Source organism: Acidovorax sp. SRB_24 (genome assembly GCF_012931925.1).
Genome location: NZ_MWOM01000028.1, coordinates 20,327 through 44,165, shown reverse-complemented (window position 1 = coordinate 44,165; position 23,839 = coordinate 20,327). Strand labels below are relative to the sequence as shown.

At 66.4% G+C, this 23,839-nt stretch carries 18 protein-coding genes; 13 read left to right on the top strand and 5 right to left on the bottom strand.

Features of this window, described 5'->3' with window-relative positions; translation table 11 throughout:
* Positions 1 to 178 precede the first annotated feature (178 nt).
* Together B2J89_RS11650 and B2J89_RS11645 are read left to right on the top strand one after the other, a co-directional pair.
* Positions 179 to 1,138, top strand: coding sequence for a hypothetical protein (locus B2J89_RS11650; protein ID WP_240964976.1), 960 nt, complete (start codon positions 179 to 181; stop codon positions 1,136 to 1,138).
* A gap of 156 nt (positions 1,139 to 1,294) precedes the next feature.
* On the top strand, positions 1,295 to 1,786 hold the full coding sequence (locus B2J89_RS11645; RefSeq protein WP_169169249.1) for a hemerythrin domain-containing protein: 492 nt from the start codon (positions 1,295 to 1,297) through the stop codon (positions 1,784 to 1,786).
* A 137-nt stretch (positions 1,787 to 1,923) separates the two neighbouring features.
* On the opposite strand, the gene B2J89_RS11640 is transcribed toward B2J89_RS11645, so the two are convergent.
* The 3 genes from B2J89_RS11640 to B2J89_RS11630 are packed head-to-tail and all read right to left on the bottom strand — an operon-like array spanning position 1,924 to position 3,715.
* The gene (locus tag B2J89_RS11640; protein ID WP_169169248.1) at positions 1,924 to 2,514 is read right to left on the bottom strand and encodes a histidine phosphatase family protein; all 591 of its coding nucleotides are present in this window, start codon (positions 2,512 to 2,514) and stop codon (positions 1,924 to 1,926) included.
* A complete protein-coding gene (locus B2J89_RS11635; RefSeq protein ID WP_169169247.1) occupies positions 2,511 to 3,533 on the bottom strand; it encodes a class I fructose-bisphosphate aldolase in 1,023 nt (340 codons plus the stop codon). Before B2J89_RS11635 ends, B2J89_RS11640 begins: the two co-directional genes overlap by 4 nt.
* Positions 3,530 to 3,715 (bottom strand): hypothetical protein, encoded by a 186-nt coding sequence (locus B2J89_RS11630; protein WP_169169246.1) that lies wholly within the window; start codon positions 3,713 to 3,715, stop codon positions 3,530 to 3,532. The genes B2J89_RS11635 and B2J89_RS11630 overlap by 4 nt, the downstream gene beginning before the upstream one ends.
* A 454-nt stretch (positions 3,716 to 4,169) precedes the next feature.
* Here B2J89_RS11630 and B2J89_RS11625 point away from each other — a divergent pair, with 454 nt between their 5' ends.
* From B2J89_RS11625 to B2J89_RS23205, 10 genes are all read left to right on the top strand, one after another.
* Positions 4,170 to 8,090 (top strand): GH36-type glycosyl hydrolase domain-containing protein, encoded by a 3,921-nt coding sequence (locus B2J89_RS11625; protein WP_169169245.1) that lies wholly within the window; start codon positions 4,170 to 4,172, stop codon positions 8,088 to 8,090.
* Positions 8,075 to 9,106: a phosphogluconate dehydrogenase (NAD(+)-dependent, decarboxylating) gene (gene gnd, locus B2J89_RS11620; protein WP_169169244.1), complete on the top strand. Its 1,032-nt coding sequence runs from the start codon at positions 8,075 to 8,077 to the stop codon at positions 9,104 to 9,106. Before B2J89_RS11625 ends, gnd begins: the two co-directional genes overlap by 16 nt.
* Position 9,107: 1 nt before the next feature.
* Positions 9,108 to 10,508 (top strand): glucose-6-phosphate dehydrogenase, encoded by a 1,401-nt coding sequence (zwf, locus tag B2J89_RS11615; RefSeq protein ID WP_169169243.1) that lies wholly within the window; start codon positions 9,108 to 9,110, stop codon positions 10,506 to 10,508.
* 36 nt (positions 10,509 to 10,544) lie between these two features.
* On the top strand, positions 10,545 to 11,636 hold the full coding sequence (tal, locus tag B2J89_RS11610) for a transaldolase (protein WP_169169242.1): 1,092 nt from the start codon (positions 10,545 to 10,547) through the stop codon (positions 11,634 to 11,636).
* Positions 11,633 to 13,318 carry a glucose-6-phosphate isomerase gene (gene pgi / locus B2J89_RS11605; protein WP_169169241.1) on the top strand — a complete coding sequence of 562 codons (1,686 nt, stop codon included), beginning with the start codon at positions 11,633 to 11,635 and terminating at the stop codon, positions 13,316 to 13,318. The genes tal and pgi overlap by 4 nt, the downstream gene beginning before the upstream one ends.
* Positions 13,315 to 15,426: a transketolase gene (tkt, locus tag B2J89_RS11600; protein ID WP_169169240.1), complete on the top strand. Its 2,112-nt coding sequence runs from the start codon at positions 13,315 to 13,317 to the stop codon at positions 15,424 to 15,426. The genes pgi and tkt overlap by 4 nt, the downstream gene beginning before the upstream one ends.
* Positions 15,427 to 15,440: 14 nt before the next feature.
* Entirely contained in the window at positions 15,441 to 17,099 is a 1,659-nt protein-coding gene (pgm, locus tag B2J89_RS11595; RefSeq protein ID WP_169169239.1) for a phosphoglucomutase (alpha-D-glucose-1,6-bisphosphate-dependent), read from the top strand.
* A gap of 10 nt (positions 17,100 to 17,109) precedes the next feature.
* A complete protein-coding gene (locus tag B2J89_RS11590; protein ID WP_206042633.1) occupies positions 17,110 to 18,447 on the top strand; it encodes a glucoamylase family protein in 1,338 nt (445 codons plus the stop codon).
* A gap of 17 nt (positions 18,448 to 18,464) precedes the next feature.
* The gene (locus B2J89_RS11585) at positions 18,465 to 19,994 is read left to right on the top strand and encodes a mercuric reductase (protein ID WP_206042634.1); all 1,530 of its coding nucleotides are present in this window, start codon (positions 18,465 to 18,467) and stop codon (positions 19,992 to 19,994) included.
* Between the two features lie 235 nt (positions 19,995 to 20,229).
* Positions 20,230 to 21,744 (top strand): NAD(P)H-dependent oxidoreductase, encoded by a 1,515-nt coding sequence (locus B2J89_RS23205; protein WP_169169236.1) that lies wholly within the window; start codon positions 20,230 to 20,232, stop codon positions 21,742 to 21,744.
* 28 nt (positions 21,745 to 21,772) lie between these two features.
* On the opposite strand, the gene B2J89_RS11575 is transcribed toward B2J89_RS23205, so the two are convergent.
* Together B2J89_RS11575 and B2J89_RS11570 are read right to left on the bottom strand one after the other, a co-directional pair.
* A complete protein-coding gene (locus tag B2J89_RS11575; RefSeq protein ID WP_205763793.1) occupies positions 21,773 to 22,141 on the bottom strand; it encodes a VanZ family protein in 369 nt (122 codons plus the stop codon).
* Positions 22,138 to 23,058, bottom strand: coding sequence for a ketopantoate reductase family protein (locus B2J89_RS11570; RefSeq protein ID WP_169169235.1), 921 nt, complete (start codon positions 23,056 to 23,058; stop codon positions 22,138 to 22,140). Before B2J89_RS11570 ends, B2J89_RS11575 begins: the two co-directional genes overlap by 4 nt.
* A gap of 207 nt (positions 23,059 to 23,265) precedes the next feature.
* On the opposite strand from B2J89_RS11570, the gene B2J89_RS11565 reads away from it, so the two are divergent.
* On the top strand, positions 23,266 to 23,682 hold the full coding sequence (locus B2J89_RS11565; RefSeq protein ID WP_169169257.1) for a VOC family protein: 417 nt from the start codon (positions 23,266 to 23,268) through the stop codon (positions 23,680 to 23,682).
* The last annotated feature ends 157 nt before the right edge of the window (positions 23,683 to 23,839 follow it).

Here is a 23,839-nt window from a genome sequence, read left to right as displayed (position 1 = left end):
ATTTACCGAGAGTAATAGCGCCGTCCTACAACGCGGCAGGCACGAAACCGACATGGGTCCACGGCCGACAGCCGCACCATGCAATCTCCTCTGTGGGAGTCATAGCATGAATGAAAACATAGTGCCTGGTCCAAGGAGCGCTGGCCCAGGGTCCACGGTTCCATATCTGCCAAATCCGGTGCCCCCGGCCAGTGCGGTTTCTTGGGCGGCCATCCTTGCAGGTGCCGCTGGCGCTGCAGCGCTGTCGCTGATTCTGCTTATCCTGGGGGTGGGTCTGGGCTTGTCGGCCGTATCGCCCTGGTCGGGACAAGGCGCGGCGGCCGACACTTTTGGCGTCGCCACGATTGTGTGGATTTCATTCACTCAGCTTGCAGCGGCAGGCTTGGGCGGCTATCTGGCCGGGCGCCTGCGCACACGCTGGGCAGGACTCGATACGGACGAGGTCTACTTTCGGGACACGGCCCACGGGTTTCTTGCCTGGGCAGTTGCCACGTTGGTGACGGCAGGCCTGTTGACATCGGCCATCGGAGGCATCGTCCATGGCAGTGTGCAAGCCGGCGCGCAAATGACGTCTGGCGCCGCAAGCGCCGCATCCAGCGCAGCCATGCCGGCTGTGGCCGCAGGCGCCATGAAGGACGGTGCCTTGCCAGACCAGGGCTATTTTGTTGACGCACTCTTTCGGAAGAATGCCGAGGCTTCCTCGTCCGCGCCGGATGTGGTGGCGACTGTTCCCACCGTTGAGGGTTCCAATAACACCCCATCTGCAACTGCAAGCGCACCGGTGTCCGCATCCGTGTCCGCGCCTGGGTCTCCATCTGCATCGGCAGAAGCTGGACGCATCTTCGCCAATGCGATGGGCAAGGGGACCTTGCCGAGCGGCGATGCAAAGTACCTGGGTCAGCTGGTCGCCCAGCGCACCGGGATGCCCCAGGCAGATGCAGAAAAGCGGGTCACCCAAGTGTTTGGACAATTGCAGGCGAGTGCCAAGGAGGCAGAAACGGCCGCGCGCAATGCCGCCGACAAAGCAAGAAAAGCCTCTGCCTACAGTGCCTTGTGGTTGTTCGTGTCCCTGTTGATTGGCGCCTTCTTTGCCAGCCTGGCGGCGACTTTTGGCGGACGCCAGCGCGACCTGTTTTAACACCAGCCAAGGAGAAATCGTATGCGTTCGCTGCTGTTGTTCTTTCTGGGAGTTCCCATTCCCATCATCATTCTGCTGGCCCTTTTCTTGCATTGACCGGCCTATTGCTTCACTGCCTATTGCTTCACTGAAGAAAACCACTGGAGGAATCACACCATGGCGACCCCACCCAAGGCGAAAACCACAACGGCCCCTTCGAAACACCCAGAGGCGACTGCCATGCTGCGAGCCGATCACCAGCGTGTCAGCGGGCTGTTCGAACAATATGAAAAAACCCGTTCACCGGCCAAGAAGAAGGATCTGGTCACCACGATCTGTAACGAGTTGAGCGTTCACGCGCAGATCGAGGAAGAGATTTTTTATCCTGCGGTCAAAAAGGCCCTGCGCGATAAAGAGCTCGTCCCCGAAGCCACGGTGGAGCATGCGACGTTGAAAAGCCTGATCGCCCAAGTGGAAGGGGCCGAGCCCGATGGTGAAATGTTCGATGCCAAAATCAAAGTGCTGTCTGAATATGTCAAGCACCATGTGAAGGAGGAGCAGACACAAATGTTCCCTCAAGCAAAGAAGACCGCCCTGGACATGCGCGCATTGGGAGCTCAGATGGCGTTGCGCAAGGATGAGTTGTTGGCTTCCCGGCATACGCTCTGAACCACACCGGCCGTATCACGGGCAGCGCACAGAGACCGCCAACCGACAGCGGAAAGGGCCTGCTTACACGGCCTGGCCAACAGGGCCGATGCGTACTCAGACCATGAAGGTTTGGCAAGTGCGTGCATGTTGTTGTCTCAAACGGCAGGGGTTTCGTTCCAAAGAGCGACAACCCGTGTTGCCGGGTGGTTGGAAGCGTGGCCCAGCACGCTCACAGACGCGGGAAACAGCGCGAAATGTTGGCCTGTATCCAATGGCAGCCCTATCCAACGGACCGCCAGCGCAGCGCCAAATTGGGCATGGGAGAACAGCGCGACCCTGCCCTGCAGGGTGCACAGCCGCGCAATGAGCCGGTTGGCACGGATAGAGACGTGGGCAGGCATTTCGCCGTGCGGACATCCGTCGCGCCACACGTTCCAGTCAGGGCGTGCCTTGCGAATGTCTTCGGAGCGCAGGCCCTCGTAATCGCCGTAGTCCCATTCGGCCAAGTCCGGTTCTATTTCGCTCGCTGCCGCGCAGCCTGCCAGAGCGCAGGTCTGGCGCGCACGCAGGCGGGGACTCACCAGGATGTGCGTGAACACAGTTTCACCCAGGCGCTGCGCCAGTGCCCGCGCCTGGGACTCGCCATGCTCGGTCAGAGGCACTTCGGTGTGGCCGGTGTGTTGGCCGCTGAGCGACCAAGCCGTTTCGCCATGTCGGACGAGGTAGATTTCTAGCAAGGCAGTCACTGGTTTTCCATGCCAGGGTCGTACGCACCCCGCAGGGCAGCGCCATTGCAGCGGGCACGGTGCAGCAGCGCTTGCTGGGCCGCCGCGCGGTTCGCGGGCGCGCTGGCCCAGAGGTGCAGTGCCGGCTGCTGCAGCGCGCGAGCGAACGAGAAGGTCAGCGGCCAAGGGGGCAGTGCCGATCCGCTCCGTCGAAGATGCATGGCGTTGAGCCGTGCCGAAGCCAGCTCGCTCGATTGCCCGCCCGACAGAAAGGCGATGCCGGCCACTGCAGCCGGCACGGCACGGCGCAGACACGCCACCGTGGCCTCGGCCACTTCGTCCACCGAGGAGGGCGTGGAGCACTCCAAACCCGGCAACACCATGTTGGGCTTCAGTACCAGCGCCTCCAGCACCACGCCCTGGGTGTGCAGTTGGTCGAAGACTTGGTGCAATACCGTGTCGGTGACCGCCTGGCAGCGCGCCAAAGTGTGGCTGCCCTCCATGAGCACCTCTGGCTCAACAATGGGCACCAGTTCCGCTTCTTGGCACAGGGCCGCATAGCGCGCCAAGTCATGCGCGTTGGCTTCGATGCAAGCTGCAGTGGGCAAGCCTGCGCCGATGGTGAATACCGCGCGCCATTTGGCGAAACGCGCGCCCGCAGCGGCGTAATCCTTCAGGCGTTCGCGCAGGCCATCAAGCCCCTCCGTCGCGCGCTCAGCAGGGAGGCCTGCCAGGTCCACGGTGCCTTGATCGACCTTGATCCCTGGAAGGATGCCTGCCGCCATAAGCACCTGCACCAAAGGCGTTCCGTTCTGCGTCTTTTGGACCAAGGTCTCTTCATGAAGGATCGCGCCGCTGATGTAGTCGCCTAGACCAGGCGTTGTGACAAGCAGCTCGCGGTAGGCGCGGCGCGTTTCGCTGCTGGGCGCCAAGCCGACACTGGCAAAGCGCTTCGTGCAGGTGCCAATGCTCTCGTCCATGGCGAGCAAGCCCTTGCCGGCGGCCACGAGGGCCTGCGCTGTGGCGTGCAGGCTGGTCATGGCAAGGGCGCGCCCGGCAGAGCGGGCTCGATGCGGCCCGGGGTCGTCTGGCGAAGCACCAGCACCATCAGCGGGCCTGCCATGTCTGCGTCCACGTCGGGTACACGCCGCTTGAAGGCGGCGCGGTATTTGTCGACATCCGCCCGGTGCGCACCCAATTTACACCGTTCCATTTGTGCCATGGCATACCTCCTTCAAGGCGCGGGAGCGTTCGGCCTTCCAACCGCAATCTTTGGCAGAGCTTGGCCGTGTTGCTCGATCGGTTTGTAGTGTGCCTTCTGCGCACGGTGGCATGTCGGCCGACGCACCAGCCACGAATGGTCATCAAAACCGAAATTGAGGGGCTTGTCCAGTGTGAGCGGCATGTTGCAGTCCTTGTCGCTCGGACCCGGGGTCCAGGGTGGAACTCCTTCGCATAGAAATGCGCGCAACAGGCTGTATTTTTATATCGCCAGAAGGTACTTTTGCAAAAGCAGTATCGGGTGTAGTCTGTGTTACCGCACCCACATGGCGATCAGCCTTGGTCCGTGCGCGGCGCAGTGGTGCGTGAAATAGCGTGCAGACCCGACAACGCACCACTCTGGGCTCAGGTAGCCACGCCCTTTTGCCAGCCGGTCTGCTCCTGGAACCGCACACATGGTTGCCTTTCATACCGCGCGGTCGTTTCACACGGCCCCCTTGCCGGAGGTGCAGTTGCTGTCGAATGGTCGCTACCACGCAGTAGTTTCGCGGGCGGGCGGCGGATACAGCCACTGGAAGGGTGTGGCGCTGACGCGCTGGCGCGAAGACGCGACCTGTGACCCTTGGGGAAGTTTTTGTTATCTCCGCGACCGCACGAGCGGCCACATCTGGTCGGCGACCCTCCAGCCCACACTGCAGCAGGCCGACGTCTCTGAAGCCACCTTCTCGGTGGGACAAGCAACATTTCGCCGCCGCGACCATGGCATCGAGGTGGAAACCGAGATCGCCGTGGCTGGCGACGACGATGTGGAGGTGCGCCGAATCCGCATCACCAACCATTCGCGCCAGCAGCGGTTGCTGGACGTCACCAGCTATGCAGAGGTCGTGTTGGCGACTGCCGCGGCCGATGTGGCGCATCCAGCGTTTGAAAAGCTCTTCGTCGAAACCGAGATCCTGCCCGCATCGCGGGCCATTGTGTGCACCCGCCGTGCGCGCGCGCCGGGCGAAGCGACGCCATGCCTGTTCCACCTGCTGGCCCTGTCCAGGCCCAGCGCAGCAGCCGTGTCTTACGAGACCGACCGGGCCCGCTTTATCGGGCGTGGCCGCAGCACCGCCGATCCACAGGCGTTGGACAACCATGCGCCGCTGTCGGGCAGCGCTGGTGCCGTGCTCGATCCTGTGGTGGCGATCCGTTGCCCCATTTTTCTGGGCCCTGGCGCAAGCACCACCATCGCCTGGGTCAGCGGCGTTGCAGACACCCGCGACGCTTGCGCAAGTCTGGTTCAAAGGTACCAGGATCAGCGCATGGCCGACCATGCCCTGGCTTCTGCGCCAACACATGCGCAGGCGCTTCTGGACGGGCTGCATGTGAGCGCTGCCGACGCGCGACGTTATGCCGCCCTGGCCGCTGCGGTGCTGTATGCCAACGCCGTTCTGAGGGCCCGGCCCGCCGTGCTCTCCAGTAACCGACAAGGCCAGTCCAGCCTGTGGCGCTATGGCATTTCAGGCGATTGGCCCATCGTGCTGCTGCAGATCTGTGACCCGGGCCATCTGGAACTCGTGCGCCAGCTCGTGCAGGCACATGCGTACTGGCGCATGTCGGGCTTGCGTGTGGATTTGGTGGTGCTGGCGGAAAATCCGCAGCTGGAGAGCTCTGACCTGGCGCAGCAGGTGGTGGCGCTGGTCGCCGCCGAGGATGCAGCGGCCGCCATCGACAGGCCGGGCGGCATTTTTGTGCGTGCCAGCGCCGCCCTCCCGGAGGCAGATGCCGTTTTGCTGAAAACGGTGGCGCGCATCGTGCTCGATGGCCGTGGCGGGGCACTGGCGCAGCAACTTGCACAGCGCCTCCCGAGATCACCTGTCCCGCAGAGCACACACCATTTTCCCACCCTGAAACCTCCCCTATCCCAGCCGCAGGATGCGGCGTCAGAACAGGCGCTGATTTTTCCCAATGGCCTGGGGGGTTTCACAGCGGACGGGAACGAGTACGTCGTCACGCTCACGCCAGAGCGTATGGCGCCCATGCCCTGGATCAACATTCTGGCCAACCCCTTTTTTGGCAGTTTTGTCTCCGAGAGCGGCAGTGCACACACTTGGAGCGAAAACGCCCAGACATTTCGCCTGACACCCTGGTCCAACGACCCGGTCATCGATCCCAATACCGAGGCGTTCTATTTGCGCGACGAAGACAGCGGCCATTACTGGTCCCCCACCGTGCTGCCCAGCCCCATCCCGGGCGCGTCGTACGTGGCGCGCCACGGCTTTGGCTACAGCGTTTTCGAGCACAGCCAAGGTGACATCCACTCTGAGCTGACGGTGTTTGTCGCCCAAGACGCGCCGGTCAAGTTCGCACGGTTGCAGCTGTGCAATCGCTCGGAGCATGAGCGGCGTCTCTCGGTCACCGGCTATGTCGAATGGGTTCTGGGCGAGGAGCGCACCAAGACCGCCATGCACATTGGTACCGAGCGGGATGCGGACAGCGGCGCACTGTTGGCCTGCAACCCATACCACACGGATTTCACGGGCCGCACCGCGTTCTTTGATGTCGATGGCGCCGCTGATGCAGCTGCCAGCGCGTGTGGTGATCGCCGTGCGTTTCTGGGAATGCACGGCAACCTGCGGCGCCCGGCGGCAATGCAGCAGCTTCGGCTCTGCGGCAGCGTTGGGGTGGCGCTGGACCCGTGCGCCGCCCTGCGCGTCCCGTTCGTGCTGGCACCAGGGCAAACGCACGAAATCATTTTTCGCCTGGGGGCGGGCGCAACGCCCGAAGAAGCGCGCAGCCTGGTGCAACGCTGGCGCGGCCCGGCTTCAGCGCACGCAGCGCTGGATTCGGTACGGCAGTACTGGCGACACACGCTCGGTGCGGTGCAAATTCAAACACCAGACCGCGCGCTGGACCTTCTGGCCAATGGCTGGCTGCTGTACCAGACCCTGGCGTGCAGGCTCTGGGCACGCACCGCGTTCTACCAGGCCAGCGGCGCCTTCGGCTTTCGTGACCAGCTGCAGGATGCGATGGCCCTGGTGCATGCGACACCCGCTCGCGTGCGTGCGCACCTGCTGCTTTGCGCGTCGCGCCAGTTTCCGGAAGGCGATGTGCAGCACTGGTGGCATCCGCCCTCGGGCCGCGGTGTGCGCACGCGCTGTTCGGACGACTACTTGTGGCTGCCGCTGGCGGTGTGCCGGTATGTCGCAGTCACGGGCGACATGGGCGTGCTCACGGAACAGGTGGCCTTTCTGGAGGGCAGGGCACTGCAAGAGCACGAAGGTTCTTACTACGATCTGCCCACGCGCTCCGAGACCACCGCCAGCCTATACCGACACTGCATGTGCGCGCTCGAGCACGGCCTGCGTTTCGGCGCGCACGGCCTGCCCTTGATGGGCACCGGCGATTGGAACGATGGCATGAACCTTGTTGGCGCCGAGGGCAAAGGCGAGAGCGTCTGGCTGGGGTTCTTTCTGTGCCAGGTGCTGGCGCAGTTCGCGGCCCTGGCGCGGCGGCACGGCGATGCGGCATTCGCGCAGCGCTGCCAGGCCGAGGCGGCGCAGCTGCGTGGAGCGATCGAGCACAGTGCGTGGGACGGCGTTTGGTACCAGCGCGGCTGGTTCGACGATGGTTCGCCCCTGGGCACTGCAGGCAACGCGGAGTGCCGCATCGACTCGATCGCGCAAAGCTGGGCGGTGCTGTCTGGCGCAGCAGACGCCCAGCGCGCGCGCCAGGCGATGGACGCCGTCGATGCGCAGCTCGTGCACCGCGGCGCGGCGCTGGTCCAATTGCTCGATCCGCCGTTCAACCATTCGGCCCCCAGCCCCGGCTACATCCAGGGCTATGTGCCCGGCGTGCGCGAGAACGGCGGCCAGTACACCCACGCCGCGGTCTGGGCAGGCATGGCCTTTGCGGCACTGGGCGATGCAAAGCGCGCGTGGGAGCTGTGCACGATGCTCAACCCCCTCCACCATGCGGACTCCCCCCAAGCGCTTGCGGTCTACCAGACCGAACCCTACGTGATCGCCTCGGACGTGTATGCGCTGCCACCGCACACCGGGCGCGGCGGCTGGACCTGGTACACGGGCTCGGCCGGATGGATGTGGCGCTTCATTCTGGAGTCGCTGTTGGGCTTGCGCGTGGAATCGGACACGCTGCGCATCGTGCCGTGCCTGCCAGCGCACTGGGGCGCGTTCCAGGTGAACTATCGCTACCGCGCAACGCTCTACCTGATCGAGGTGCGGCAGACGCCCAAGCTACAGACCGGGCCGGCAGTCACTTTGGACGGCGCCGAGCTCCCTGGCCCGGCGGTCCCTTTGGTGGACGATGGCCGTGAACACGCAGTGGTTGTGCAAGTCCACACGACAGGAGACTCGCAATGCAAATCGGCATGATTGGATTGGGGCGCATGGGGGCCAGCATGGCCACCCGGCTGCTGCGCGGCGGCCACGATTGCGTCGTCCACGACCAGAATCCGCAGGCCGTCCAGAGCCTGGAGGCGCTGGGTGCGACCGGCGCCGCCTCTCTGCAGCAACTGGTTTCCACGCTGTCGCAGCCGCGCGCCCTCTGGCTGATGGTGCCAGCGGCTGTCGTCGATGCCCTGCTGGCGCAGTTGACGCCGCTGCTGGACGCTGGCGACAGCGTTATTGATGGAGGCAATTCGCACTACCACGACGATCTGCGCCGAGCCGCCGCCTTGCAGCCCCTCGGCATCCATTACGTGGACGTGGGGACGAGCGGCGGCATTGCCGGCCTGGAGCGCGGTTACTGCCTGATGGTCGGTGGCGACGAGGCCGTGCAGCAGCTTGCCCCGGTGTTCGAGACGCTGGCACCGGGCGCGGGAGTTTCGGCACCGACACCGGGGCGCGCCTCGGCTGCCAGCACGGCAGACCGGGGCTGGCTGCATTGCGGGCCGCACGGTGCGGGGCACTTTGTCAAGATGGTGCACAACGGGATCGAGTACGGCCTCATGGCCGCGTATGCCGAGGGCTTGAACATCCTGCACCACGCCGATGTTGGCAAGCACGCCCAGTCTTCGGACGCCGAAACGGCGCCGCTGCGGCACCCGGAGCGCTACCAGTATGAGATGGACCTGCCCGAGATCGCCGAAGTCTGGCGGCGTGGCAGCGTGATCGGCTCCTGGCTGCTCGACCTGACAGCGGTGGCACTGGCCGCCGATTCCACGCTTGCCGGTTTTGAGGGCCGCGTGTCCGATTCCGGCGAGGGCCGCTGGACGGTCCAGGCCGCCATCGACGAAGCCGTGCCGGTGCCGGTGCTGAGCGCGGCGCTCTATGCACGCTTTGCGTCACGCGGCGCATCCGACTTTGCCAACCGTTTGCAGTCGGCCATGCGGCATGAATTCGGCGGCCATGTCGAAAAACCGGTCGCCGATCCACCACCCAAGGATTGACATGGCACCCGACCTGACGCACCCGGCAGCACCCTGCGACGCGCTGGTGCTGTTTGGCGCCACAGGCGACCTGGCCCACAAGAAGGTCTTGCCAGCGCTCTATGCCATGCACCAGCACGGCACGCTGACCGTGCCAGTGATCGGCGTAGCGTCATCCCCGTGGACCCTGGAGCAGCTTCGCGCGCACGCCAAGAACAGCATTGAAGAGTCCGGTGCGGATGGCCATCCGGACCGGCTCGATTCGTTTCTTTCGCTGTTGCGTTACGTGAGCGGCGACTACCAGGACAGCGCCACCTTCGAAGCGCTCAAGCAGGCGCTGGGCACTGCGCGGCGACCGGCCCACTACCTGGCCATTCCGCCGGCCCTGTTTCCGACGGTCATTCGGGGTCTGGGCGCGACCGCTTTGGCGGCAGATGCCCGCGTCATCGTCGAAAAGCCGTTCGGCCGCGACCTCGCCTCGGCGCGCGCACTCAACCGTGTCGCGCTGGAGGTGTTTCCTGAGAGCGCCATCTTCCGCATCGATCACTTTCTGGGCAAGGAAGCGATCATGAATTTGCTTTATTTCCGCTTCGCCAACTCATTCCTGGAGCCGATCTGGAACCGCAACCACGTCGCGAGCGTGCAGATCACGCTGGCCGAGCAATTCGGCGTGCAGGGCCGGGGCAGCTTCTACGAAACGGCAGGCTGCCTGCGCGATGTGGTGCAGAACCACCTGTTCCAGATCGTTGCATTGCTGGCCATGGAGCCACCCGCTGGCCGGCATTTTTCCGCCGTCGATGCCGAAAAGCTCAAGGTGTTCCATGCGATGCGGCCGCTGTGCTCCAGCGCCCTGGTGCGCGGGCAGTACGCGGGCTACCGGCGCGAACCCCAGGTCAGCGATTGCTCGGAAGTGGAAACCTACTGTGCGCTGCGGCTGCACATCGACTCCTGGCGCTGGTCCGGCGTGCCCTGGTATCTGCGCGCGGGCAAGTGCCTGCCGGCCACGGCGTGTGAAGTGCTGGTGCGCCTGGAGTCCCCTCCGTTGCGGCTCTTCGCAGATGCCGTGGCCCCAGGAGAAGAGGGCAACTACCTGCGCTTTCGCCTGTCACCACACTCGCTGATTGCGCTGGCCGCGCGCGTCAAGCAGGCCGGCAAGGCCTTCGTGGGCGAACAACATGAGCTGGTGCTGATCGAGGAAGAAGCGGGTGAGCAGGCGCCCTACGAGCGCCTGCTCACCGATGCCATGGGGGGCGACCCGGCGCTGTTCGCGCGTGAAGACGCCGTGGAGGCTGCGTGGCGCGTGGTGGATCCGGTGCTCATCGCGCATGCACCGGCTCTTCCTTATGCGCCCGGCAGCTGGGGACCACCGGCCGCCGATGCGCTGATCGCCGAGCACGGCGGTTGGCACAACGCCATGGGGTGAAGCCACATACGGACCCGTTGAATTCAAGGAGCCATCATGAACAAAGCACAGGCATTGCACGATCTTGGCCAAAGTCTTTGGCTCGACAACATCACCCGCCCGATGCTCGACAGCGGCACCCTGGAGCGCTACATCCGCGAATTCGCGATCACCGGGCTGACCTCGAACCCGACGATCTTCGAGCATGCGATCGGCCAATCCGACGCCTATGACGAAGCCATTCGCAAAAAAACGCAGCAAGGCCACTCGGGCGAGGCACTGTTTTTTGAACTTGCGCTGGAGGATCTCAGGCGCGCGGCCGACCTGTTCAGGCCGGTGTTCGATGCCACCGATGGCGTCGACGGCTGGGTCTCGCTGGAGGTTTCGCCCTTGCTGGCCCACGATGCAGTCCAGACCATTGCGGCGGTAACGCACCTGCATGCGCTTGCCGAGCGCCCGAACGTGTACATCAAGATTCCCGGCACGCCCGAGGGCGTGGTGGCGATCGAGGAGTCGATCTTCGCGGGCATCCCCATCAACGTCACGCTGTTGTTTTCGCCAGCGCAATACCAGGCTGCGGTCGAGGCCTACCTGCGCGGCATCGCTCGCCGCATCGCGGCTGGGCTGAACCCGCGCGTCCATTCGGTGGCCTCGCTGTTTGTCAGCCGCTGGGACGTGGCGGCCAATCAAACGCTGCCCGCGCATCTGCACAACCGGCTGGGCATTGCCGTGGCGGCGCAGACATACCAGGCCTACCGGACGCTGTTGGATTCGGCGCGCTGGCACAAAATGGCTGCTGCCGGCGCCTGTACGCAGCGCTTGCTGTGGGCGAGCACCGGCACCAAGGACCCATCGGCCCCCGATACGCTCTACATCGATGCGCTGGCCGCTCCCGACACCATCAACACCATGCCCGAGAAGACGCTGCTCGCTTTTGCAGAGCACGGCCGGGCACAGCAGGCCCTGGCGGGCGACGGCAACGGCGCGGATGCCGTGATGGCTGCGTGCCGCCAGGCAGGTATCGACCCCGACGCGCTCGCCGAGCGATTGCAAGATGACGGTGCGCAAGCGTTCTCGTCCTCATGGAGCAGCTTGCTGGAGCACATCGCACACAAGGCACTTGCATTCACGCAAGCGGCTGTGCGATGAGCCGCATCGCTGTGCGGGGGGGCGCCGCCCTGCCGCCCTTGACCAGCCGGCCGGCCTGGCAGGCGCTGGTGGAACACCACCAGCTCATCGGCCATCGGCACCTGCGGCAGTTTTTTGCCGAAGATGCCCGGCGTGGCGAACGCCTCCATGCCGATGCGGCTGGCTGGTACCTCGACTATTCCAAGCAGCGCATCAACGACCAGACCCTGCGCCTGTTGCTCGGCCTGGCGGAGAGCAGCGGTCTGCGCGAACGCATCGACGCGATGTTCCGCGGCGACCCGATCAATGCGACCGAAAAGCGCGCATCGCTGCACACCGCATTGCGTGCGCCGGCGGGCGCACACCTGCTGGTGCAGGGGGTCGATGTGATTCCGGAAGTGCATGCTGTGCTGGACCGCATGGCCGCGTTCGCCGACGCACTGCGCAGCGGCCAATGGAGGGGCTACAGCGGCAAGCCCATGCGCAACATCGTCAACATCGGTATCGGTGGCTCCGATCTCGGCCCTGTCATGGCCTATGAGGCGCTGCGCCACTACAGCCAGCGCGACCTGCGCTGTCGTTTTGTCTCCAATGTCGATGCCACTGCGCTGGTCGAGGCTACCCGCGACCTCGATGCCGCTGAGACGCTGTTCATCGTCTGCTCCAAAACCTTTACGACGTTGGAGACCCTCACCAATGCCCACGCGGCGCGTGCCTGGTGCGTGGCGCAGTTGGGCGACGAGCGGGCGGTTGCCCGGCATTTTGTCGCGGTGTCCACGAACGCCGAGGGCGTGGCAGAGTTCGGCATTTCCCCGGCCCACATGTTTGGCTTCTGGGACTGGGTCGGCGGACGTTATTCGATGGATTCGGCAATCGGCCTGTCGTTGATGGTTGCCATTGGCGCCGAGCACTTTCGCGCGATGCTGGTCGGCTTTCATGCCATGGACGGGCATTTCCAAAGCGCGCCGTTTGGTAAGAATTTGCCGCTGCTGATGGGGCTGCTGGCGGTCTGGAACATCGATTTTCACCATGCCCAGACGCAGGCCGTGCTGCCCTACGAGCAGTACCTGACGCGCTTTCCGGCCTACCTGCAGCAGTTGACCATGGAGAGCAATGGCAAACATGTCACGCTCGCTGGCACGCGTGTGAACTACGCCACCTCCCCGATTGTCTGGGGCGAGCCCGGCACGAACGGACAGCACTCGTTCTACCAACTGCTGCACCAGGGCACGCCTCTGGTGCCGTGCGACTTCATCGGCTTCTGCCAGAGCCTGAACCCGCTCGGACACGACGCCAGCCAAACCGATGGGCAGCACAACCTGTTAATGGCCAGTTTTTTCGCGCAGACCGAGGCGCTGGCCTTTGGCAAGACGGCCGAAGAAGTGCGCACCGAAGGCACGGCAGAGACGCTGGTGCCGCACCGCGTGTTCGAAGGCAACCGCCCCAGCAACACCCTGCTGGCGCAGCGCTTGACGCCGCATGCGCTGGGCGCGCTGGTGGCGTTGTACGAGCACAGTGTATTTACCCAGGGCGCGATCTGGAACATCGATTCTTTCGACCAATGGGGGGTCGAGCTGGGCAAGGCCCTGGCGGGAAAGACAGCCGCTGAACTTTCCAGCGCCGACGCGCCTGTGTTAGCCCACGACAGCTCCACCAACACACTGATGCGCCGCTACCGGCAACTGCGCAAGGATCCGCCATGACCTCTGGTGATGAGAACACCCTCGACCTGCTGTGCATCAATACCTTGCGCACCCTCGCCATGGACATGGTGCAGAAGGCGAGCTCCGGCCACCCGGGTACGCCCATGGGGGCGGCGCCGACCGCCTACTGCCTGTGGCAACGCTTCTTGCGCTACGACCCGGGCGCCCCCGCGTGGCCGAACCGCGACCGCTTCGTGCTGTCGGCAGGCCACGCCTGCGCCTTGCTTTACGGGCTGCTTTATCTGGCTGGGGTGAGGGCGGCCTCGGGCAACGCCGGCAACACCACCGCTGCGCAGCCTGTTTCCATGGACGATCTGCAGAGCTTTCGCCAGGCGGGCAGCCGCTGCACCGGCCACCCCGAGCATGGCTGGACCGTAGGGGTCGAGACCACCACCGGGCCGCTGGGCCAGGGCGTGGCGACCAGTGTGGGCATGGCGATGGCGCAAGCCTGGCTGGCCGCCACCTACAACCGCCCCGGCTTCACGCTTTTCGACCACAAGGTCTACGCGCTGGCCAGCGACGGCGACATGATGGAGGGCGTCAGCGCCGAAGCCGCTTCACTCGCGGGCCATCTGGGTCTGGGCAAGCTGTGCTGGATCTATGACTGCAACCACATCAGCATCGAAGGCTCCACGGCCATCACCTTCACCGAAGACGTGGGCGCGCGCTTTGAGGCCTATGGGTGGCGGGTGCTGCATGTCGAGGATGCCAATGACATCGAACAGCTCACGGGCTGCTTGCAGCGGTTCTGCGAGGCCCAGGACCTGCCCACGTTGATCATCGTGCAAAGCCACATCGGCTACGGCGCACCGCACAAGCAGGACACCAAGGAAGCGCACGGCGAGCCGCTTGGCGCCGAAGAAGTGCGTCTGGCCAAGGAGTTCTATGGCTTCGACCCGAATGCACAATTCGCCGTGCCGCCCGGCGTGCAGGCGCATTTCAGCGCCCACCTGGGACAGCGCGGCGCCGACGCGCACGCTGCATGGCAAGCGCTTTACGCTGCGTACCAGGTGCAATACCCGGACCTGGCCGAGCAACTCGCTGCCATGCAGCAGGGCCGCCTGCCCGAAGGCTGGGACGCTGCGCTGCCCCGTTTCATGACCGATGCCAAAGGCATGGCCTCAAGGGACGCGGCCGGGCAAGTGCTCAATGCCATTGCCGCACGGATGCCCTGGCTGTTGGGAGGCGCCGCCGACCTGTCTCCGTCCACCAAAACGCACTTGGGCTTTGAATTTGCTGGCGCTTTCGAGGCGCCCGGCATCGCAGGCGATGCCAGCCCTGTGGGCAGCTATGCGGGAAGAAACTTCCATTTCGGTATCCGTGAGCATGCCATGTGCGCCGCCGCCAGCGGGATGGCGCTGGCGGGGCTGCGCCCATTTGCCGCCAGCTTTCTGGTCTTCACCGACTATGCCCGCGGCGCGATCCGGCTGGCCGCCATGATGGGTCTGCCCGTCATCTATGTCTGGACCCACGACTCGATCGCCATGGGGGAAGACGGGCCCACGCACCAGCCGATCGAACAGCTGGCATCGCTGCGCGCCATGCCCGGCATGGTGCTGCTGCGCCCCGCCGACGCCAACGAGGTGGTCGAGGCCTGGCGTGTGGCCATGCAGCTCACCGACCGCCCGGCCAGCCTGGTGCTCTCGCGCCAAGCCCTGCCTACGCTGGACCGCAGCCGCTATGCCAGTGCCGCCGGCGTGGCGCGCGGCGCCTACGTGCTCGCTGACACCACGGACGGCCCGCCCGAGGTGCTGTTGCTTGCCAGCGGCAGCGAGGTGGCGTTGTGCATCGCCGCGTACGAGCAGCTGCGCAGCGAAGGCATCCGGGCGCGCGTGGTCAGCATGCCGTCGTGGGAGCTGTTCGAGCGCCAGGACGGGGCCTACCGCGAGAGCGTTCTTCCCGAGGCGGTGCGGGCGCGTGTCTCGGTCGAGGCGGCGGCGGCGCTGGGCTGGGAGCGCTATGTCGGACGCCATGGCGCCATCCTGGCCATGCGCTCGTTCGGCGTGTCTGCCCCTGGCGCGGTGGCGCAAGCCCATTTTGGCTTCAATGCCGCGCATGTCGTCGCTGCTGCCCGGGAGCAGCTGGCCCGGCATGCGACTGCCACTTGAGAGGGAGCATCACTATGGGCACCCACCTCAGTCCTTTGGCCGGACAGCCGGCCCCGCCGGCCTCGTTGGTCGACGTGGACAAGCTCGTCGCAGCGTATTTTTCGGAACAACCCGACCCCACGGTGGCGGCGCAGCGCGTCGCTTTCGGTACCTCGGGCCACCGGGGGTCGGCGTTCGACGCGACGTTCAACGAAGCGCATGTGCTGGCCATCACACAGGCGATCTGCGACCACCGCCGGGCCCAAGGCACCACGGGGCCGCTGTTCCTTGGCATCGACACGCACGCCCTGTCGCCGCCCGCTTGCGCCAGTGCCCTCGAAGTGCTCGCCGCCAATGGCGTGGACGTGATGCTGGCTCCCCGCGGCGAATTCACACCGACACCGGCGATTTCGCATGCGATCCTGCGGCACAACGGCGTCGGCCGGGCGGCGCGGGCCGACGGCATCGTCATCACGCCCTCGCACAACCCGCCGCGCGACGGCGGCTTCAAATACAACCCCCCCCACGGCGGCCCGGCCGGCGAAGACATCACCCGGCTCATTCAGGCGGCGGCCAACCATTACCTGGAGCGGCGCCTGGAGGGTGTGCGGCGAACGCCCCACGCCCAGGCACTGAATGCGCCCACCACGCACCGCCACGACTACCTGGCCTGCTATGTCAGCGACCTGGGGCAGGTGATCGACATGGATGCCATCCGCAACGCCCAAATACGCATGGGCGTGGACCCGCTGGGCGGCGCTGGCGTGCACTACTGGGCCGCCATCGCCGAGCGCTGGAAACTGGACCTGAGCGTGGTTAGCCAAGTCGTCGATCCCACCTTTGCCTTCATGCCGCTCGATTGGGACGGGCAGATTCGGATGGACCCGTCGTCGCACTACGCCATGCAGCGGCTGATTGCCCTCAAAGACCGTTTCGACATTGCCTTCGCATGCGACACCGACCACGACCGCCATGGCATCGTCACGCCCGGCTGCGGGCTGCTGGCGCCCAACCACTATTTGTCGGTCGCCATCGACTACCTGTTCCGCCACCGGCCGCAGTGGGGGGCGCAGACCGCCGTCGGCAAGACCGTGGTCAGCACCCAGCTGATCGAGCGTGTCGCAGCCCGGTTGCAGCGCACGCTGTTTGACGTGCCGGTCGGATTCAAGTGGTTCTCGCAAGGCTTGCTCGATGGCCGCCTGGGGTTTGGCGGTGAGGAAAGCGCCGGCGCGGCGTTTCTCCGCCGCGACGGAAAGGTCTGGACCACCGACAAGGACGGCATCACCGCCTCCCTGCTGGCCGCCGAAATCACGGCCCGCACCGGTCGCGATCCTGGCGCGCTCTACCTTGCGCTGGCGCAGGAGCTGGGCAGCCCGGTCGCCGACCGCGTCGAAGCGCCGGCGAGCGCGCAGCAAAAGCAGCAACTGGCGGCGCTGTCACCGGCCCAGATCACGGCGACCGATCTGGCCGGAGAAAAAATCACGGCGGTTTTAAGCCAGGCCCCCGGCAATGGGGCACCGATCGACGGTATCAAGGTCTGCGCTCCCAGCGGCTGGTATGCCGCCCGCCCTTCGGGCACCGAAGACATTTACAAGATCTACGCGGAGAGCTTCCAAGGCGCCGACCACCTGCAACAGATCCTGCGCGAGGCGCAAGCGACCGTCGATGCGGCGTTGGCGCCCGCGCCGCGGTGAAGGAGCAAACGTGAAGGCGGATCGGCCCTGGGTGGACGTCACCCCTGACGACGAAGCGATGCTCGATCGCCTGCAGCGACACGCCTTCGGCTACTTTCTGCAGCACGGCAACCCGGTCAACGGCCTGGTGGCTGATACCTCGCGCCCCAACTCGCCCTCGAGCATCGCCACCGTCGGTTTTGCGCTGTCGGCCTACCCGGTTGGGGTGGAGCGCGGCTGGATTCCGCGCGCCGAAGCCGTGCAGCGCTGCCTGGTGGCACTGCGTTTTTTCTGGCACAGCGACCAAGGTGGCACGCCCGAGTCGACCGGCTGGCACGGCTTTTATTACCATTTCCTGGACATGGACAGCGGCCTCCGCGTTTGGGCCTGCGAGGTGTCGCTGATAGACAGCGCGCTGCTGCTCGCAGGCATGCTCGCTGCGGCAGCGTATTTCACGGACAGCACCCCGGCCGAGACCGAGCTGCGCGAACTGGCCCATGCGCTGTACGGCAGGGTCGACTGGCACTGGGCGCAACACCATGGCGCCGCCGTGGTGCACGGGTGGAAACCTGAAGGGGGGTTTTTGCATTACGGCTGGGAGGGCTACAGCGAGGCCATCCTGCTGTATGTGCTGGGACTGGGCTCGCCGACCCGTCCATTGAACACAGCAAGCTTTGAGGCCTGGAGCGCCACCTACCAATGGGAGAACCTGTATGGCTACGACTTCCTGTATGCCGGGCCGCTGTTCATCCACCAGTTCTCGCACGCATGGATCGATTTTCGTGGCATCCGCGACCGCTTCATGCGCGAGAAGCGCTGCGACTATTTTGAAAACAGCCGCCGCGCCACCTATGTGCAGCGCGAGTACGCCATCCGCAACCCGCGCAGCTTTGTCGGCTACAACGCGCAGTGCTGGGGTCTGACGGCCGGCGACGGGCCCAGCGTGGCACCGCAAAATGTTGCCGGCCGCCGCCAGGCGTTTTATGGCTACGCCGCGCGCGGCGTGCCCTATGGGCCCGACGATGGCACGATTTCCGTGCCTGGCATCGTGTCGTCGCTGGTGTTCGCCCCCGAAATCGTGTTGCCGACCCTGCGTACGCTGCTGGCGCGCAGCGGCGCAGCTGCCACCCGAGCGGTGCAGGCCAGCGGCTTCAACGCCACCGCGCGCAGTCCAGACACCCCGGCCGAGTCCGGCCCCTGGATATCGGAGGGGGAGTTTGGCCTGGACCAGGGCATGGTCGTGTTGATGGTCGAGAACTTCCGCTCGGGCCTGCTGTGGCGCCTGCTGCGTGCCTGCCCCTTCATGCAGACCGGTTTGCGCCGCGCCGGCTTTCGGGGTGGCTGGCTGGATACGGCCGCGCAGCCCTGAGCGCTGCGATACACCGCATGGCCATGCTGCCCGCCTCCGCTGTCCACCGCACGCGTGCGAGCGCTGCGCTGCAGCGCGAGTCCCTGCCCAACATGCGGCCCGCAGACTGGCGCAACCCGCCTGTGCGTGGCCACTACGACCTGCTGGTGATTGGCGCAGGCCCGGGCGGCCTGGCGGCAGCGCGCACGGCCGCGGCCGCTGGCGCCAAGGTGGCACTGGTCGAGCGCCAGCAGATCGGTGGCAATTGCATCAACGAAGGCTGCATCCCTTCCAAAACCCTGCTGCGCAGTGCGCAGCTATATGCCGAGATGCGCAGCGCAGAGCGCTATGGCGTGGCGCTGCCGCCCGCCGTGCCCGTGGATTTTGCCCAGGCCATGGCGCGCATGCGGCGCGTGCGCGACCGCCTGGGGCGCACCGACGCACCGGCGCAGCTGAGCGAAGCCGGGATTGAGCTCTACTTTGGCTGCGCCCGCTTTGTGGCCCCCGATGCGGTGGACGTCGAAGGCACACGCCTGCCGTTCAAAAAGGCGGTGATTGCCACGGGGTCGCGCGCGGTGCTGCCCCAGATCGAGGGACTGAACGAGGCGGGCTTTCTGAACAACGAGTCGGTGTTCGACCTCACGGCCCTTCCGGCCAGCCTGTTGGTCATTGGCGGCGGGCCGCTGGGCTGCGAGCTGGCCCAGGCCTTCGCGCGCTTTGGCACGCGCACCGTCATGGTCCATAGCGAACCGCTGTTTTTGCCCAAGGAAGAGCGCGACGCTGCGCAGATGGTGTCGGATGCCCTGGCGCAAGACGGTGTGGAAACCCATCTCAACTGCCGGGTCGTCAGCGTGCGGGCCGAGGACGGCGCCAAGCGCGTGCAGATGCTCAGTGCCGGCAACCTCTCAAGCACCGTGGTGCACGCCATCTTGACCGGCATTGGCCGCCGGCCCGCCGTGCAGGCGCTGGACCTGGAGCGCGCTGGCGTGGCTTACGACGCCAGCGCGGGCATCCACGTCGATGATTTTTTGCGCACCAGCAACCCGCGCATCTACGCGGTCGGCGACGTCTGCCTCGAGCACCGGTTCACCAACACGGCCGAGGCGTCTGCCCAACTGGTGGTGCGCAATGCGCTGTTTCTCGGGCGCCGGCGCATGAGCGCGCTGACGATCCCCTGGTGCACCTACACCGACCCGCAGGTGGCGCATGTCGGCCTGTATGTCCGGCACGCGCGCGAGCGCCACATCCCGGTCAAGACCTTCACGGTGCCGATGCACGACGTCGACCGTGCTGTCACCGACAGCGAAGAAGACGGTTTCGTGAAAATCCATGTCCGCGAAGGCAGCGACCATATCCTGGGCGCCACCATCGTGGGCCGCTACGCCGGGGAAATGATCAACACCGTGTCCCTGGCGATGGTGGCCGGCATCGGCCTGCGCCGGCTGGCCGAAGTGGTCCATGCCTACCCGACGCAGGGCGACGCCATCCGGCAGGCCGCCCGTGCCTGCGCCTGCGCGCACGCGTCCCCGCTGCTGGCCTGGCTCCAACGCAAGTGGCTGCAGCGATGAGAGGGTGCGGCGTGGGCACGCAAGGGGCCGCGAGTGCGAACATCGGCTGCGCTGCGATGGCTGTCCCGGCACGTTGGTTCACTGCGCGGACTGGGGTGAGAAACGGTGGCGGATGTGTCTGGAGCTGTCCGCACGGTGCGGCCGGCAAGAGGAGCGAGCCCATGGACCCCAATGTCCCGACCTTCAGGCCATGGCACGGCGCGTGGCCGGGCATCCCCGCCTTCGGCGTTGAGCCATGCGCTGTCTGCTGATCCTTGCCCACCCTCGCCGCGACAGTTTTTGCGGTGCACTTTTCGACGCCTACGCTGCGGGCGCACGCCAAGCGGGCGTGGAATGCCGGGAGCTGATCCTCAGCGCGTTGAAGTTCGACCCGAATGTCCATGCGGTCTCTCCCGAGCTGCAGCCACTGGAGCCGGACCTCGTGCGCGCGCAGCACGACATCGCCTGGGCCGAGCACGTGGTGTTCGTCTACCCCACGTGGTGGGGCACCTTCCCGGCACTGCTCAAGGGCTTCCTCGACCGCGTCCTGGTCCCAGGGTTCGCTTTTCGCCATGTCACGCACGACCGGTGGGACAAGCTGCTCGCGGGCCGAACGGCCGACCTGCTCACGACAATGGACACACCGCCGCCCATCTATCGGTTCATTTACCGGGCGCCAGGGCGCCAGGCGCTGGCGCGTGCCACGCTCGGCTACTGCGGACTGCGCACGGTGCGCGCTGACAGCTTCGGTCCGGTCATCGCCTCCGACGCTGCGCAGCGCAGCCGCTGGCTGGAGCGTGCGCGCGCGAGCGGTGCGCGCCTGGTGCACGGCGCCCTCTCGCCCGCGCAGCGCCGTGCGCAGCGGCTTCTGGCATGGCTTGCCGCGTTGCGCCTGCAGTTCTACCCGATGACGTGGATCGCCTACACCGTCGGGGCACTTGCCGCGGGCGCGGGCCCGCCGCTGGCGATGGCGCCGTACCTGCTCGGCTATGTGGCCCTGTTTTTCCTCGAAGCCGCGACCGTCTTCCTCAACGAATGGTTCGATTTCGACAGCGATCGGCGGAACCGCAACGCCGGGCCGTTCACAGGCGGCTCGCGCGTGCTGGTCGACGGCCGGCTCGACCGTGCAGCGATGCGCAAGGGCATCGCCCTGGCGCTCCTGGCAGCAGTGGCGGCGCTGGTCGCCCTGATCGCGGCGGCTCCGGCGGGTTCGGCGCTGCCGGTGGCCTTGCTGTATGCCGTGTTTGCCGCGTTCGCACTGTTCTACACGGTTCCGCCGCTCAAGCTCTCGCACCGGGGGCTTGGCGAACTCGATGTCGCGCTGACCCACAGCGTCGGCGCCATCCTGGCCGGTTATGTGGCGCAGGGCGGTGGCTGGAGCCACCGCGTCCCGTGGCTGCTGGCGCTTCCCCTCGGAATCGCCGTGCTGCCCTCGATCCTGCTTGCCGGTTGCCCCGACCGCGCGGCCGACCAGGCCGCGGCCAAGCGCACGCTCGTGGTCCTGCTCGGCAAGCGCAACACCGCGCGCCTGGCGATGGCGGCGACCGTCGCTGCGCCCGCCACGGCGGCGCTGCTGGCGCTGGCGCGGCCCGACATGGCGGCACTTCTGGGCTGGGGCGCCCTCGGCGGCGCTGTCCATGGCGCCTGGCTGTGCCAGCACCTGCGCAGGTTCACCGTGCAGGAGATGCCCGAGCGCATCGACGGCGCCATCGTGCTGGCACTCACGTTCATCCTCTGGTTCTGCATTCCGCCGCTGCTCGTGCTCGCGTGAGGAAGCCGCACCAGGCAGTACCCCGCATTCAGGCCAAGCGTCGCCATGGCAGCCTGGCCAGCGCGGCGCCTGCCGCCAGGCCCACGGCGTCGGCCAGCCAGTCGTGCCAGTCGCCATCACGCCACCAGGTGGCGGCCTGGGCCAGCTCAATCGCGCCGCCAAAGGCCAGCAGGCCGATCAGCACGCGCCCCGGATGGCGCGGGTAGACGCACAGGCCCCAGGTGCCCAGCGCGGCAAAGGCGCCCGCGTGCTGGGCCTTGTCCCAGATGTTCACGGTCTGGGGCGGCAGGTACTGCCCCGGCAGCAAGGACATTACCGCCACGCCCAGCAGCAGCACCCAAAAGCCGGCCACGGGCGCCCAGCGCAACGGGCCCTGGAGCACCGCGCGCCGCGTCATGCCGCCCCGCCTTCGTGGGGCGTGGGCTGCTGCTCGCGCAGGCGCACCAATGTGTGCAGCAGGCGGTTGACCGGCGTGGCAAGGCCCAGCGCCTCGCCGCGGCGCACGACGAAGCCGTTGAGGTGGTCGATCTCGGTGCGCTTGCCGCGCGCCAGGTCCTGTGCGGTGGACGACATCTGCCCCGGCATCGTGCGCGCCAGGCCCAGCGTGGACGCCAGGATGTCGTGCGGCAGCGCCACACCGCTGGCCTGGGCCACGGCCTGGCATTCGCGCACGATGTCGGCCATCACCTGGGCCACGGGCAGGTCGGGGCTCTGCACGGTCGCCCCGTAGGGCAGGCCCGAGAGGGCCGAGAGCGCGTTGTAGGCGCAGTTGAGCACCAGCTTGGCCCACAGGGCTTCGGTGGCGTTGCCGGACACCTGCACGGGCACGCCGGCGGCGCTGCAGACGGCCGCGATCGATGCACTGGCGGGCAATGGCGCAATCACCAGCTCGCCGCGCCCGTGGTGCCGGACGTGGCCGGGCGCCACCATTTCGGTGGCGACGTAGACCACCGCCGGGACGACCGCCCGCCCCAGCACCACCTCCAGGCGCTCGGCATTGTCCACGCCGTTTTGCAGGCTCAGCACCACGGCGCCATCGGCCAGGTGCGAGGCCATGGCGCGGCCTGCGCTCTCGGTGTCGGTGGATTTGACGCAAAAAAGCACCCACTGCGCGCCGCGCACGGCACTGGCGTCGGTGCTGGCCTGCACCGGAACGCGTTCCTGGAACGCCTGTGTCTCCAGCCACAGACCCCCCTGGCGGAGGGCCTCGGCATGGGCGGGGCGGGCGATGAGAGTGACTTCGTGGCCCGCGCGCGCGAGCATGCCGCCGTAATAGCAGCCCACGGCGCCCGCGCCCATCACAGCGATCTTCATGGCAGTCCTTTCGTTCGAGTTCGGTTGGCCCACACAGGGGTGGCCGGCGACGCCATTGTGCGGCGCCATCGTCCGGAGTCCATATACGCCCCGGGTGGCGCAGGTTGCCATGGTCGGTCCAAAATCGGGGCCTGCCGCAATGGCCGCGCCGTGCAGTTCCTGCAGGCAGCCTGGCGCCCACCCCCCTATTCAGAAAGCACTATGCAACTGCCTTCCATTTTCCACTTCGCGTTCAACGTCACCGATCTGGCGCAGGCACGCAGCTTTTACGGCCAGACGCTGGGCTGCCGCGAAGGGCGCAGCACAGACACCTGGGTCGACTTCGATTTCTTTGGGCACCAGATTTCGCTGCACCTGGGCGAGCCATTTGCGACGGCGCGCACCGGCCGGGTCGGCGATGCGATGGTGCCCATGCCGCACTTCGGCGCCATCCTGGAGCTGCCGGCGTGGCGGGCACTGGCCGATCGGCTGGCCGCCGCAGGCTGCGCGTTTGTGCTGCCGCCGCAGGTGCGCTTCAAGGGCCAGCCCGGCGAGCAATGGACCATGTTCTTCCTCGACCCGTTCGGCAACCCGATCGAGTTCAAGGCCTTTGCCACCGAGGATGCCATCTACGCCCACCAGTGAGGGATAGAGCGGCCTGCGGTGCAGGGGCGCGGCAGAGCCCTGCGGTGGTATTCTGGTGTGCGCACCCGGCGTACCTGACTGACTTGGACCGCCGCACACCTGGCGCTGCAGCGCCCATGCCCGTGGCAGGCACCCGGGCCCGAAGAAAGGCCGCCCC